Origin of the sequence: Gymnodinialimonas sp. 57CJ19, assembly GCF_038396845.1 — a bacterium.
In the GTDB taxonomy this organism is placed as follows: domain Bacteria; phylum Pseudomonadota; class Alphaproteobacteria; order Rhodobacterales; family Rhodobacteraceae; genus Gymnodinialimonas.
The window spans coordinates 1,624,320-1,637,339 of sequence record NZ_CP151587.1 but is presented as its reverse complement, the minus strand read 5'-3'; the positions used below and the strand labels follow the sequence as shown (position 1 = coordinate 1,637,339).

The window sequence follows — 13,020 nt, the reverse complement described above, 5'->3', positions numbered from 1 at the left end:
GCCTCTCCGCTTAGCGGTCCACTTCGTTCAGAAACTTTTCCAACGCTTCATCCGGGATCGTCGCAGTCTCGCTATCTTGCGGAAACGCCGCGCCAGCCACATCTGTGCGGAACGCGCTGAGCGCACGGATACGCTCTGCTTCAACCTGCCGATTAAGGCTGGCAAGATCCCCATATTTGCGGGCGTGGCGAGGCACAGTGTCAGTTTCTCCGCAGATGTCGGAAGAGAACAGAAACGCCACCTCGGCGCTTGGACCAGACCCCAGTGAGATGGTCACAAGGCTTGATCGCTGCGTGATTTCCGCCATCAGGCGCGCGGGCACCAGCTCACATTCCACGGCGAAGGCCCCGGCATCTTCAAGGCGGCAGAACTTGTGAAACAGCTCTAGCGCTTCGTCCCCGGTTTTGCCGACAGCGCGGATGTTGCCAACCCATGTGGATTTGCGCGGCACGAAGCCGAGGTGGCCCACGACGGGGATGTCTTCAGACGCAAGAAGCGACACGACCTCGAGCCGCCGCCCGGTCAGCACAGCATCCGCCCCGTCGATCAGGGCGGCGAAGGCTGTGCGCAGGATTTCCTCGTCCGTGATGGCATTGGCGAACCCCAACGCGGCGGTGATGAAAGCGCGGGGTGCACCCTTGCGGACTTTGGCCACGTTGCTGGCGCGACAAACCAGCATCTCGATCCCGGCCTCAGACGCGGCATGGGCCTCGGCCTCTGTTTCGGCGGTCACTTGGGCAAAGGCCCCAAAGCTGCCCTTTGCCGCTTTCAATGACGCAACGGTTGCATCACGGTCGCTGACCTGCGCCGCCCAACTGAAAATCCGAGTCATGGGATACCTGTTTACTTGAGTTTCTTGGCGTATTCTGGCGGCGCGACGACACCGGGTTTCGAGAACCACTTGGGTACATCAACACCGGAATACAGCAGCACGTTGCCCCAAGGATCAAACGCCCCTGTACGCACGATTACCTTCGCCTTCGCCGCCATTTCGCCCAAGATCACCTCGTGGGGGATCATCTCGTGATCGGCGTCGTCAAACTGGTCCTTGAGGTAGTCGAGCAGCACCGGGTTATAATCGGGCAAGGCGTCTGCGTAGCTGACTTTTTCGGTAATGAAAGCATCATTGATCAGGGACAACACCGTTTGCACATCCGGCAAATCCTGCTTGATCGCCAAGTCGATCCGCCAGGCGTCCGACGGGATCGGGAACCCTGCATCGCACACGATCATCAAGTCGCCGTGCCCCATCTGAGCGATGGCCGCCGACAGTTCTGCGTTAAGCAATTCACCACGTTTCATTGAGGCTTCCTTTGTTCTGATGGTTGGTTTGGGCGCTAAAATCAGCCAATTCACGCCGGGTAGCGAGGCTGGGAATGACGCCAAGACGCGTGCAAGCGTGCGCACCGGCGGCAGTGCCCACAGCGATGCTGGACAGCAGCGGGTGCCCTTCGGCCAACGCCGCCGCGAAGCCCGCATTAAACGCATCACCCGCGCCGGTGGTATCGACGACCTCCACCTGAGGCGATGGTACGACGGTATCGTCATCAGGCCCCAGCACCAGCGCACCGTTGGGGCCCATTGTGACAATCACGGTTCCCACGCCGCGCTCTCGCAGGGCCATGGCCAAATCGCGGGTGCCGGTAGGATCGTCGGCGGGCAGACCCAGCAGAATGCGCAACTCGCTCTCGTTAGGCGTCAGGAAATCAACATTGGCGAAGGCATGATCTGGCAATGGCGTGGCGGGCGCAGGGTTCAGGATCGTCTTGGCCCCACCTGCCTTGCCGATTTCCATTGCCGTACAGGCCGCTTCTACCGGGATCTCAAGGACTGCCATGACGACATCACTGGCGGCAATCTGGTCGCTTGCCTTTTCTACGAAGAGGCGGTCCATCAACTCATTCGCGCCCATGTCGAGGATGATGAAGTTGTTCCCTTCCGAGTTCAGCACGATCACGCCCGCGCCCGTCGCGCGGCGGTCATCCTGAATAACGAAGTCACTGCTAACGCCTTCTTCGCGGTACAGGTTCAGCGCCACATTGGCCAATTCGTCCTTTCCCACACAGGTCACAAGACCCACATCCATGCCAAGGCGCGCCAGCCCAACCGCTTGGTTAGAGCCCTTTCCGCCCGGTCCGAAATCGAAGTCTGATCCCAAGATGGTTTGCCCAAAGATCGGCATTTCCGGCGTGCGAATGGTCAGCCCCACCGCGAAACTTCCGACGACTGTTAAACGGCTCATGCTACCGCCTCCTGATTGCGCGTTGCGGTGCCGTGATCATGGGCGCCCCCGACGGCAAGTTCCATGATCGCTTCTTCATTAATTTGCGGTCCCGAAAGATGGCCCGCCACGATACCGTCGGCCATCACAATCACTCGACCACTGTGCAAAACGACCTCGGGCAATTCCGACGAAATCATCAAGATCGCCAAGCCTTCAGCGGCGAGTTCCTTGAGGATACGATAGATTTCCGCCTTCGCCCCCACGTCGATGCCGCGAGTAGGTTCATGTAGGATCAGAATACGTGGTCCGTTCAGCAACCCGCGTGCAAGGATAATCTTCTGTTGGTTCCCGCCGCTCAGCGTGCCGATCTTCTGACCGAGACCCGAAATTCGCGCATCCAGGTTTTCGACACTTTTCTGTGCCTCGCTACGGATCGCGCGGTTCTTCAAAAATCCCATGCTCATGAACCGCTTAAGGGACGAAGATACCGTGTTTTCAGCAACGCTCATTTCCAGCAGAGCCCCTGCGCCGCGCCGATCAGCTGGCACAAGGGAAACACCTGCGGCGATGGTATGAAAAGGACGCTGCGGTAGCAGACGAATGCCGCCAACCATCACGTCGCCCCCGCGCGGGCAGAGGCCAAAAATCGCCTCCGCAAGAATGTCTTTGCCACTGTCAGGCAGCCCCGCCACCCCCAGAATTTCGCCCGCGCGGAGCGAGAAGGTTGCGTCGGCAATCTCGCCCGGGACAGAAAGCTGGGTGACATCCAGAACCACTTTGCCCAAATGCGTATTGGCATCGGGACGCAGGGCATATTGATCGTGGGCATCCAGCGTACGGCCCACCATATGAGTAACCAAGGCTTCAACCGAGATATCAGGTCCGGCGGGCACAGTCGTAATCATCTGCCCGTCGCGCATTACAGAGATGGTATCAGCAAGGTCCAAAACCTCTTGCAGGTGGTGAGAGACATAGATGATCGCCACACCTTCGGCTCGCAGCGCTTTTACGATGTCGAACAGCCGTTCGCTTTCACGAGGTGACAGGGCCGAGTTCGGCTCATCCAAAATCAGAACACGGGCGTTTTGGGAGATCGCTCGGGCGATCTCGACCAATTGCTTTTGCGCCACGGTCAAAGAGGCCACGGGGGTGCTTGTTTCGATTTCACCCAGTCCGATCCGGTCGAGCGCGGCACGAGCGGCCTTGGCACTGCGATGGGGCGACAACGGCGACAGCGCATTGCGGGCGCCAAATTCTGACAGCAAAACGTTTTCGCCCACCGTCAGGTTCTCACACAGAGACAGTTCTTGGAAAACGACGCTCACTCCTTTGGCGCGGCTGACCAAAGGAGAGGCCAGCACAATGGGCGCACCGTCGATAAAGACCTCGCCACCATTGGGCTGCAAATCGCCCGCGATGATGTTCATCATGGTGCTTTTCCCGGCACCATTTTCGCCGATCACAGCATGGACTTCGCCGGGGCGAAACTGGATCGAAACCGAGTCCATCGCCACGATGCTGGCAAAGCGTTTGGTGATGTTGCGTAGTTCTAGAATTGGCTGCATCAGCATCCCCGACAGCAAAATAGGCCCAACAGCAAAACAAGGCAGTGCTGCGCAGGCAGTTCCCGCGCAGCACATTGTGTAATTAGTTCAGGATTTCCGAGATGTTGTCAGGCGTGTAGACGCCGACACCGGTATCAAGGTCATCAATCGCCTCGCCGGACAGGAACTGAACCAGAAGGTTGACCGCCTCATAGCCCTGACGGGCGGGGGCTTGGTCAATGGTGGCCTGGATCACGCCATCGGCGACCAGCTCCACTGTTTGGTCCAGAAGGTCGAAGCCAACGATCTGGACGTCCCCGGCACGGCCATTGCGAGCCACCCATTCGCCTGCGGCAGGTGTTGTGCAGCATTCCATCGACAAGATACCGGTGATCGAGGGATCTGCCAGCATCGCGTTTTCGATGGCCGAATAGATCTCTTGCGGGTCGGTGCCGGTGTTCAGGGTGCGGACAACCTCGATGCCATCAAACTCGGCCAGGGCTTCGCGCGCGCCGCCTTCACGGTCGAGCGACCATTGCGCCGCCGCATCCAGCGTTGTGATGATAACCCTGCCTTCGCCGCCCAACACTTCGCCCATCAACGCGCCGGCCGCACGGCCAGATTCAATCAAATCTTGGCCCGCAAAGACCAAGCGTGCGCTGTCTGGGTTATCGGTGTTGTAAGTGATGACGGGAATGCCCTCACCCACCAAACGGTCAATCAGCGGCGACAAAGCGTCGGTGCTGACCGAAGAAATCGCCAAGGCGTCATACTGGCCAATCAGCGTCTCAATTTCCGAGATCTGCGCGTCCGCATCGGCACCCACGGGGCCAACCATACGGGCATTCACGCCCTCCTCCGCATCGGCGCGCTCCACGCCTTCCCGGATGAACGGCGCGAATTCGTTCGAGACATCATGATATGAGACCAAGATGTCGAAATCATCGCCCGCAGCGATGCCGTCCGCGATCCGTTGCGCCAGATCGAAGTCGGCCAGTGTCACTTCTTCCGCAAAACTTGCGGCAGGCACCATGGCGCCTGCGGCGACCATTGCCAGTGTCCAAGACAGTTTCATTGTTAGTACTCCTCCCTTTGAATTCTCTATGGGCGGGCCCCTCCTAGGCCCGGCCCTGACGGCTGCTCCACTTGTCGATTGCAACCGCAATGATGATCACCAGTCCGATCATCACTTCCTGCATGAACGGAGAGACCCCAGACAGGATCAGCCCGTTACGCAGTACGCCGATGATGAACACGCCCAAAACCGTGCCCAAAATTGTCCCCGTCCCTCCCGACAGGGATGCGCCACCGACGACGACGGCGGCGATCACGTCCAGTTCTAGCCCCACGCCCGTGCGGCCAGCCTGACCGCTTGGCAAAAACGCCATCGCCAAAAAGCCCGCAAAAGCGGCCAATAGGCCCATGATGATGAAGGACCAAATTTTTGTGGTTTCCACGTGGATGCCCGACACACGGGCGGCCTTGGTGCTGCCGCCAACGGCAAAAAGCCGGAAACCAAAACCGGTTTTCGACAGTAACAGCCAACCAAGCACAGCCACCAACAAGAAGAAGGCCAACTGCATCGGCACAACGCCAAACAGATAGCCCTGCCCCATGGCTGTAAAGGCATCGTAGGTGCTTTCCATCGCGCCACGGCGCACGTTGACGGTCACGGGCTGTCCATCGGTCATCAAAAGCGCAGAGCCTCGGATGACGGACATCATGCCAAGCGTCGCAATCAGTGACGGCAAGCGCCCATAGGTGGACAACAGACCGTTCACCAGGCCTGCGGCCGCGCCAATAGCTAGACCCATCATGATGGCCGGAAACAGCGTCCACCCCATCACAATCAAAGCGCCCGTGGACAGGCCGCAAAGCGCGTAGATGGAGCCGATCGACAGATCAATCTCGCCCGAGACCAGCACGAAGGTCATCCCCACGGCCATGATCCCCAGCAGCGAAATTTGTCGCCCGACGTTCAATAGGTTCGTCGTCGACAGGAAGTATTCGTTGCTGATCGACAGCACGACACACATGACCAGCAACGCCAAAAACACCCCCGTTTCTTTCTTTGCCAAGGCGGCGCGCAGAAAGGAGGTGTTCCCCCGAGCGTTTGCAGCTCGGGGTGGTTGTTGGCTGGCGGGGGGAGCGCTTGCTTTCATGTCACCCCCCATCATGCGACCATGAAGCTTCCGGCGGGCACCGTCTTCAATTGTTCAAAGTTACCGTAGTCCCGCATCCGCGCAAACGGCGCGTTGTGAACCGCATTGTAGGACACGATGTAGCCCCAGCGATAGGTGTCACTGTTATTGGCGTCCGAGCGGTGCAACAGGTTGCAGTGAAAGACCAATGCGTCGCCCGGCTCCATCTCTACGTAAATGCGCTCATAGCGTTCAATCGCGGCTTCCAGATGCTCGGCCTGCACGTTGGTCTGACCGTCTTCCCGCAGGTGGTTCAAGCGCCCAAGCTCGTGCGAGCCCTTCAGGACTTGCAAGCAACCGTTTTCCTTCGTGGCCGGATCAAGCGACACGTAAACCGATAGCATTTCGGGCGAAAGGCAGGCGTTTTCATACCAGTAGCCGAAATCTTGGTGCCATTCCCAAGCGCCGCCTTCACGGGGCTGCTTCATCGTCATCTTGTGACTGTAGAGGTAGATGTCCGAGCCGATCAGCGCCTCGGAAATGCGCACCATACGCTCGTCACGGGCCAGCAGACCGTACTTGTCATCGCCCGCCGTGTTCCACAGCTTCAGGAGGGTCGTTTTGCCGGACTTGTCGCCCTTTTGCATGACATCACCGGCGGCGTTTTCTTCTTCCAACTGCTGCCGGGCGGAATCGCGGAAATCACTCACTTCGTCGGTGTTCAGGAACCCTTTGCGAATGAAGTACCCATCGACTTCATATGCGCGTATTTCTTCTTTCGTCGGTGCCAGCATCGGGCCCTCCCATTCTATCTCTGCGCCATCGGTCGATGTTTGCGCAGTATCCTCTTCCCACCTCAACCCTAGGCCCAAATTCGCACCAAAAACATGGACACAATCATCCAATTCATGTATAAAACGCGCATGAGATATCTTCCATGACCGCGACAATCCACGAAAGCCATTACTACGTTCCTAGTAGCGTGCATGATATGAACCTGTTCACCGTTCTGCGCGCCGGATGGCTTGACGCCGCGGCTGGTGACACGGTACGGCGCGCCTTTTGTCCGGGGGATGATATTATCTACTGTCTATCGGGAAAGGGCACCGTCACGATCGACGGCACCAAGGTCACGGTTGCCCCCGGCCAGTTGGTTTGGATGCCCGGTGATCGGCCCCATGCCCATGCCGCATCGGATCAAGATCCGTGGTCCGTGATGTGGTGTCGGGTGCAGGGGAGAAACTTGGCGGCCCTGCGTGAACGGGTAATGGGGAAAACTGAAACCCGCCTTGCGATAAAAGAAGGTCACTCCCTAGTGCGTTGGTTCAATGAACTTTTTGGCGGACTTCGTACGCAAACCATCGACACAGACCTAAAGCTGAACACCGCTGTTTCTTCCCTGCTGGAGCTGATGGTGGAACAAAAGCGGATTGAGACAAAGCGCCAATCCCCCCGCAGCTTGGACCGTGCCGTGGCTGCCATGCGCGCAGACCCCAGCGCCCCTTGGACGGCTGCGGATATCGAGGAAACCGCAGGGGCAAGTGCGGCGCAAATCCGGCGGTTGTTCCAAAAACACATCGGCCTGACACCCCGAGAGTTCCTGCGGGGCCTGCGCCTAACCATGGCCCAAAAGCTGATGCTGGAAACGAGCCAGACGCTTGATGAAATCTCTCTGCATTGCGGGTTCTCGGACCCCTATCATTTCAGCAAGGACTTCCGCCGAGTTGTAGGAAAACCACCTTCAGAATGGCGCCGGATTGAAATTGGCGGATAGGCCACGTCTGACCTCGCAAAACTCTACCCCTGAATACAAGCTTTACCGGAAACTCTCCCCAAAGGCATCGCAGAACTTATCTAGCATAAATTTTAGGCAATTCCCTACACGTCGCCCAAAAATTCGCACCTCGCCGCCGAGCAGGGCCAATTCCGGCCATGCACGCTGCAAGAACGCGGCGTCCTATGCTCAGAGAGTGACCGTTGCGATAAACCTCGGGAGCGTCCGATCACCCTGCACACCGCCATACCTACGGCCGCCGCCAATGCGGCACAGCCTCGGTCCCTTGGGTCCGGGACACTATCGGTTCGCGCCGATAAGGGCGGGCGCACGCGGTTAAAGAACCTCCGTCAATCGGGCTCCACCAAGCTGGTGTTCCCCCGCACGTCGACGCCGGACATTGAAGTTGTCACGGTTAACACAGCGGGCGGCATTACCGGGGGCGATCAGTTTGGCCTGAACGTCGCGGTCGAGCCGCACGCAACCCTGACCCTGACGACCCAAGCGGCAGAGCGTGCCTACCGCGCCCAACGCAGTGAGGTCGGGACCCTGACCACCGAACTCGACGTCCAAGCGGGGGGCCGCCTGAATTGGCTCCCGCAGGAATTAATCCTGTTTGAACGCTGCAATCTACGCCGCAGGCTTAGGGTCTCTCTTCAAGCAGACGCGCAACTTTTGCTGGTCGAGCCCATTGTCTTTGGCCGCACCGCCATGGGCGAGGCCCTGCATGATGCACGGTTCCAAGACCGGATCTCGATCACCCGTGCAGGCCAACCACTTTACATTGATGGTATGAACCTGGGCGGCAACGTGGCGTCGCTACTGCAACGGCCCGCCACGGCGGCAGGGGCTACGGCCATGGCCAGCGTTGTGATGGTGGCACCCGATGCCGCCGCGCATTTCCCGGTAATTCAATCCGCCCTGCCCCCCACCGCGGGCGCCAGCCTATTGGCCGATAATTTATTGGTCATCCGGCTTCTCGCCGCCGACAGCCTCGAGTTGCGCCGCGTGCTGATCCCCGTGCTGGAGCGCCTGAACAACAACACTTTACCCATGTCTTGGAGGCTTTAGCCCATGCAACTTACGCCACGGGAAAAAGACAAACTGTTAATCGCCATGGCCGCAGAGGTCGCCCGTAAGCGATTGGCGCGAGGGGTGAAACTGAACCACCCCGAAGCCATCGCACTCATCACCGATACGGTGGTGGAAGGCGCCCGCGATGGCCGCTCTGTCGCAGATATGATGGAGGCCGGTGGCCATGTCATTACCCGCGATCAATGCATGGAGGGCATCGCCGAGATGATCCACGACGTGCAGGTCGAGGCCACTTTTCCCGACGGCACCAAGCTTGTCACCGTTCACAACCCCATTCGCTGATCCCGCTCAAGGAGACCTCACCATGAAAACCGTCCTATCCGCCCTCCCCCTTCTTCTGGCCACCAGCGCGGTCTCTGCCCATGGCACAGGCGCCATTCACCACCACGCGGGCGACCCGTTCTGGCTGCCGCTTATGGGGGGGTTGTTCTTTGGCGCGGCGGCCGTGGCTTACATCGCCTGGGGGCGAAAATGATCCCCGGCGAATTGCTTCCTGCCGAGGGGGCGATCACCCTGAACACTGGAGCCGAAGCGATCACGCTTGTTGTGGCCAATACCGGCGACCGCCCCGTGCAGGTCGGTAGCCATTACCACTTTGCCGAAACCAACCCAGCGTTGGATTTTGACCGTGACGCGGCGCGTGGGTTGCGGCTCGATATTGCGTCGGGCACCGCCGTGCGGTTCGAGCCCGGCCAACGCCGCGAGGTGCAACTGATCCCCATTGGCGGGCGTCGGCATGTCTATGGCTTCAACGCTCAGATCATGGGGGCGCTGTAAATGCCCGTAGAAATTTCCCGCGCGCAATATGCCGCCATGTACGGCCCCACCACCGGCGACAAGCTGCGCCTCGCCGATACCGACCTGATTATCGAGGTGGAACGCGACCTCACCACCTACGGCGAAGAAGTGAAGTTCGGCGGCGGCAAGGTGATCCGCGACGGCATGGGCCAGTCCCAGGTCACCCGCGCAGGCGGCGCAGTGGATACCGTAATCACCAACGCGCTGATCGTGGACCATTCGGGCATCTACAAAGCCGACGTCGCCCTGAAAGACGGGTTGATCCACGCCATTGGCAAAGCGGGCAACCCCGATACGCAATCGGGCGTCGATATCATCGTCGGCCCCGGCACCGAGGTGATTGCCGGCGAAGGGCGTATCCTGACGGCAGGCGGCATGGACAGCCACATCCACTTCATCTGTCCGCAGCAGATGGAAGACAGCCTGCATTCAGGCGTGACCACTTGCTTTGGCGGCGGCACCGGTCCTGCCCACGGCACCTTGGCCACCACCTGCACCCCCGGCCCTTGGCACATTGGGCGGATGTTGCAGAGCTTTGCCGGCATCCCGATGAACATCGGTCTGTCGGGCAAAGGCAACGCCAGCCAGCCCGATGCGCTGGTGGAGATGGTGAAAGGCGGGGCCTGCGCCCTGAAGCTACACGAGGATTGGGGCACCACGCCCGCCGCGATCGACTGCTGCCTGTCCGTGGCCGACGACATGGACGTGCAGGTGATGATCCACACCGATACGCTGAACGAATCCGGCTTTGTCGAACATACCGTGGGCGCCATGAAGGGCCGCACGATCCACGCTTTCCATACCGAGGGCGCGGGCGGTGGCCATGCGCCGGACATCATAAAAATCTGCGGTGATGCCAATGTCTTGCCGTCCTCCACGAACCCCACGCGACCGTTCACTGCCAATACGTTGGAGGAGCATTTGGATATGCTGATGGTGTGCCACCACCTCGACAAATCCATCCCCGAAGACATCGCCTTCGCCGAAAGCCGCATTCGCCGTGAAACGATTGCGGCGGAAGATATCCTGCACGATCTGGGCGCATTCTCGATCATCGCGTCCGACAGCCAGGCCATGGGTCGTGTGGGCGAGGTTCTGATCCGCACATGGCAGACCGCCGACAAGATGAAGAAACAGCGCGGGCGGCTTTCCGATGAGGTCGGAGAGAACGACAACATGCGGGTGCGCCGCTACATCGCGAAATACACGATCAACCCCGCCATTGCACAAGGCGTAAGCCACGTTTTGGGCGATATCAGCATCGGCAAACGGGCCGATCTGGTGCTGTGGGACCCGGCGTTCTTTGGGGTGAAACCGGAAATGGTTCTGATGGCGGGCTCGATTGTTGTGGCGCAGATGGGTGACCCCAACGCCTCTATCCCCACGCCGCAACCGGTCTACACGCGGCAGATGTTTGGGGCCTTTGGCTCGGCGCGTCAGCATACGTCCGTCAGCTTCGTGTCCGAGGCCGCGCAGGCGGATGGTTTGCGGGACACCCTTGGCCTCAGCAAGCAGACGATCGCGGTGAAAAACACCCGCAACATTGGCAAAGCGGACATGGTTTTGAACGACGCCCTGCCCCAGATCGAGGTGCATCCCGAAACCTACGAGGTCCGCGCCGACGGCGAACTGCTTACCTGCCAACCGGCAGAGGTTTTGCCGATGGCCCAACGCTACTTCCTGTTCTGAGAGGCTCCATGACATCCCTTCCCATCGCCCAAACCCTGCACCGCAAAGGCCATTGGTCCGACCCGACAGAACTGTGCGAGCTTGACTACGCCGAGCGGTTCTTGCGCCGCAAACGGTTGACCACCGCAAAGGGCCGCCCGTTTCTAGTGGACTTGTCCCAGACCACGTCGCTGGATCATGGCGACGCGCTGGAACTGGACGATGGGACGCTGGTGGAAATCGTCGCCGCGTCCGAGGCGCTTTTTCGTGTCACCGGCCCTGACATGGCGCGGCTTGCGTGGCACGTGGGCAACCGGCACACCCCTTGCCAGATCGCGGCGGATCATCTGTTGATCCAGGCTGATCCGGTGATTGGCCACATGCTGGAACACCTCGGCGCGACCGTCGCCCCCGTGACCCTGCCCTTCACGCCAGAAGGTGGCGCCTACGGGCACGGGCGCACGCACTCTCACGAACATGTCGCCACGGCCCATGCCCATTGAAGGCGACATTCTGGCGCTGGCCCAATGGCTGTCCCCCAGCTTCCCGGTGGGGGCTTTCGCCTATTCCCATGGGTTGGAGACCGCCATTCACGATGGCACAATCGCCATGTCAGAGGGGCTACAAACTTGGCTAGAGGATGTCTTGCGCCACGGCACAGGCCGCAACGATTGCATCTTGTTACGCGCCGCCCATGCGGCCCCAACACCTGATGACCTTTCGCAGATCGGCGACGTGGCGCGGGCGTTTTGCGGCTCGTCCGAAAGGGTGTTGGAAACGACCCTGCAAGGCACAGCGTTCAGCACAACTGCCGCCGCCATTTGGGGCGGTGACGCCGCAGATTTGCCCTATCCCGTGGCCGTTGGTGCCGCCAGTGCCGCCATGAACATTGATGTGACCACAACCGCAGCGATGTTCCTACACGCCTTTACCAGCAACCTTGTGACCGTCGCCGTCCGCGCCGTGCCCTTGGGCCAGACCGAGGGACAGGCCGTTTTGGCCGCCCTGGCACCGCTCTGCCTTGCCATCGTAGAAGAAACCGAAACCGCGACGCTGGATGACCTGCAAAGCACCGCGTTCCTCTCTGACATTGCCGCCATGCGCCACGAGGCGCTTCAGCCAAGGATTTTCCGTTCATGACCAAACTCAATGGCCCGCTTCGTATTGGCATTGGTGGCCCCGTGGGTGCTGGCAAAACCACCTTCACCGCCGCTCTAGCCCGGGCGCTGCATCCGCAGCTTTCTATCGGCGTCATCACCAATGATATCTACACACAGGAAGATGCCGAGGCGCTGATGCGGATGCAGATCCTGCCCCAAGACCGGGTAATCGGAGTGGAAACCGGCGGGTGCCCCCATACGGCGATCCGCGAAGATGCCTCGATCAATCTGGCCGCGATTGCCGAGATGGAGAAGCGCCACGACGACCTGCAAGTGGTGATGATCGAAAGCGGCGGCGACAACCTGTCGGCCACCTTCAGCCCCGAACTGGCCGATCTGACCGTCTATGTGATTGACGTTGCCGCGGGCGAGGAAATCCCCCGCAAGGGCGGGCCCGCGATCACGAAATCTGACCTACTGATTATCAACAAGACCGACCTCGCCCCCTATGTCGGCGCGTCGCTAGAGGTGATGAAACGCGATAGCGACAAGATGCGCGGTACGCGGCCCTACGTGTTCTGCGCCCTACGCCACGGGGAAGGCATGGATGAGGTTCTGGCGATCATAACGGAAATGGGCGGGCTACCGCTGTAACCCGCCCATTCCGACTGCGCTT

16 protein-coding genes are annotated in these 13,020 nt (G+C 59.9%); 9 read left to right on the top strand and 7 right to left on the bottom strand.

Going from position 1 to position 13,020, the window contains the following annotated elements:
- Nucleotides 1-10 precede the first annotated feature (10 nt).
- From AADW23_RS08035 to AADW23_RS08005, 7 genes are all read right to left on the bottom strand, one after another.
- On the bottom strand, nt 11-832 hold the full coding sequence (locus tag AADW23_RS08035; RefSeq protein WP_341863986.1) for a 3-methyl-2-oxobutanoate hydroxymethyltransferase: 822 nt from the start codon (nt 830-832) through the stop codon (nt 11-13).
- 11 nt (nt 833-843) lie between these two features.
- A complete protein-coding gene (gene rbsD / locus AADW23_RS08030; RefSeq protein WP_341863985.1) occupies nt 844-1,302 on the bottom strand; it encodes a D-ribose pyranase in 459 nt (152 codons plus the stop codon).
- Complete coding sequence (locus AADW23_RS08025) at nt 1,289-2,242, bottom strand: ribokinase (RefSeq protein WP_341863984.1); 954 nt, start codon at nt 2,240-2,242, stop codon at nt 1,289-1,291. Before AADW23_RS08025 ends, rbsD begins: the two co-directional genes overlap by 14 nt.
- Nucleotides 2,239-3,789 carry a sugar ABC transporter ATP-binding protein gene (locus tag AADW23_RS08020; RefSeq protein WP_341863983.1) on the bottom strand — a complete coding sequence of 517 codons (1,551 nt, stop codon included), beginning with the start codon at nt 3,787-3,789 and terminating at the stop codon, nt 2,239-2,241. The genes AADW23_RS08025 and AADW23_RS08020 overlap by 4 nt, the downstream gene beginning before the upstream one ends.
- A gap of 82 nt (nt 3,790-3,871) precedes the next feature.
- The gene (locus tag AADW23_RS08015; RefSeq protein WP_341863982.1) at nt 3,872-4,843 is read right to left on the bottom strand and encodes a substrate-binding domain-containing protein; all 972 of its coding nucleotides are present in this window, start codon (nt 4,841-4,843) and stop codon (nt 3,872-3,874) included.
- 43 nt (nt 4,844-4,886) lie between these two features.
- Complete coding sequence (locus tag AADW23_RS08010; RefSeq protein ID WP_341863981.1) at nt 4,887-5,846, bottom strand: ABC transporter permease; 960 nt, start codon at nt 5,844-5,846, stop codon at nt 4,887-4,889.
- Between the two features lie 95 nt (nt 5,847-5,941).
- On the bottom strand, nt 5,942-6,703 hold the full coding sequence (locus tag AADW23_RS08005) for a phytanoyl-CoA dioxygenase family protein (protein WP_341863980.1): 762 nt from the start codon (nt 6,701-6,703) through the stop codon (nt 5,942-5,944).
- A 143-nt stretch (nt 6,704-6,846) separates the two neighbouring features.
- Between AADW23_RS08005 and AADW23_RS08000 the strand changes: the two genes are divergently transcribed.
- The 9 genes from AADW23_RS08000 (at nt 6,847) to ureG (ending at nt 12,998) form a co-directional block, all read left to right on the top strand.
- Nucleotides 6,847-7,683 carry an AraC family transcriptional regulator gene (locus tag AADW23_RS08000; RefSeq protein ID WP_341863979.1) on the top strand — a complete coding sequence of 279 codons (837 nt, stop codon included), beginning with the start codon at nt 6,847-6,849 and terminating at the stop codon, nt 7,681-7,683.
- A gap of 372 nt (nt 7,684-8,055) precedes the next feature.
- A complete protein-coding gene (locus tag AADW23_RS07995) occupies nt 8,056-8,754 on the top strand; it encodes an urease accessory protein UreD (protein ID WP_341863978.1) in 699 nt (232 codons plus the stop codon).
- Between the two features lie 3 nt (nt 8,755-8,757).
- Nucleotides 8,758-9,060 (top strand): urease subunit gamma, encoded by a 303-nt coding sequence (locus AADW23_RS07990; protein ID WP_341863977.1) that lies wholly within the window; start codon nt 8,758-8,760, stop codon nt 9,058-9,060.
- Between the two features lie 22 nt (nt 9,061-9,082).
- On the top strand, nt 9,083-9,253 hold the full coding sequence (locus AADW23_RS07985; protein ID WP_341863976.1) for a hypothetical protein: 171 nt from the start codon (nt 9,083-9,085) through the stop codon (nt 9,251-9,253).
- A complete protein-coding gene (locus AADW23_RS07980) occupies nt 9,250-9,555 on the top strand; it encodes an urease subunit beta (RefSeq protein ID WP_341863975.1) in 306 nt (101 codons plus the stop codon). Before AADW23_RS07985 ends, AADW23_RS07980 begins: the two co-directional genes overlap by 4 nt.
- A complete protein-coding gene (gene ureC / locus AADW23_RS07975; protein WP_341863974.1) occupies nt 9,556-11,265 on the top strand; it encodes an urease subunit alpha in 1,710 nt (569 codons plus the stop codon).
- An 8-nt stretch (nt 11,266-11,273) separates the two neighbouring features.
- Nucleotides 11,274-11,747, top strand: a complete 474-nt coding sequence (locus AADW23_RS07970; protein ID WP_341863973.1) for an urease accessory protein UreE — start codon at nt 11,274-11,276, stop codon at nt 11,745-11,747.
- Nucleotides 11,737-12,384, top strand: coding sequence for an urease accessory UreF family protein (locus AADW23_RS07965; RefSeq protein WP_341863972.1), 648 nt, complete (start codon nt 11,737-11,739; stop codon nt 12,382-12,384). Before AADW23_RS07970 ends, AADW23_RS07965 begins: the two co-directional genes overlap by 11 nt.
- A complete protein-coding gene (gene ureG, locus AADW23_RS07960; protein ID WP_341863971.1) occupies nt 12,381-12,998 on the top strand; it encodes an urease accessory protein UreG in 618 nt (205 codons plus the stop codon). Before AADW23_RS07965 ends, ureG begins: the two co-directional genes overlap by 4 nt.
- Nucleotides 12,999-13,020 lie beyond the last annotated feature (22 nt).

Bases quoted from the DNA above. Each gene is read 5' to 3' on its own strand.
- AADW23_RS07990 (WP_341863977.1), top strand. From the start codon at position 8,758: ATGCAACTTACGCCACGGGAAAAAGACAAACTGTTAATCGCCATGGCC.
- AADW23_RS07965 (WP_341863972.1), top strand. From the start codon at position 11,737: ATGCCCATTGAAGGCGACATTCTGGCGCTGGCCCAATGGCTGTCCCCC.
- rbsD (WP_341863985.1), bottom strand. From the start codon at position 1,302: ATGAAACGTGGTGAATTGCTTAACGCAGAACTGTCGGCGGCCATCGCT.
- AADW23_RS07970 (WP_341863973.1), top strand. From the start codon at position 11,274: ATGACATCCCTTCCCATCGCCCAAACCCTGCACCGCAAAGGCCATTGG.
- AADW23_RS08000 (WP_341863979.1), top strand. From the start codon at position 6,847: ATGACCGCGACAATCCACGAAAGCCATTACTACGTTCCTAGTAGCGTG.
- AADW23_RS07985 (WP_341863976.1), top strand. From the start codon at position 9,083: ATGAAAACCGTCCTATCCGCCCTCCCCCTTCTTCTGGCCACCAGCGCG.
- AADW23_RS08035 (WP_341863986.1), bottom strand. From the start codon at position 832: ATGACTCGGATTTTCAGTTGGGCGGCGCAGGTCAGCGACCGTGATGCA.
- AADW23_RS07980 (WP_341863975.1), top strand. From the start codon at position 9,250: ATGATCCCCGGCGAATTGCTTCCTGCCGAGGGGGCGATCACCCTGAAC.
- ureG (WP_341863971.1), top strand. From the start codon at position 12,381: ATGACCAAACTCAATGGCCCGCTTCGTATTGGCATTGGTGGCCCCGTG.
- ureC (WP_341863974.1), top strand. From the start codon at position 9,556: ATGCCCGTAGAAATTTCCCGCGCGCAATATGCCGCCATGTACGGCCCC.
- AADW23_RS08025 (WP_341863984.1), bottom strand. From the start codon at position 2,242: ATGAGCCGTTTAACAGTCGTCGGAAGTTTCGCGGTGGGGCTGACCATT.
- AADW23_RS08005 (WP_341863980.1), bottom strand. From the start codon at position 6,703: ATGCTGGCACCGACGAAAGAAGAAATACGCGCATATGAAGTCGATGGG.
- AADW23_RS08015 (WP_341863982.1), bottom strand. From the start codon at position 4,843: ATGAAACTGTCTTGGACACTGGCAATGGTCGCCGCAGGCGCCATGGTG.
- AADW23_RS08020 (WP_341863983.1), bottom strand. From the start codon at position 3,789: ATGCAGCCAATTCTAGAACTACGCAACATCACCAAACGCTTTGCCAGC.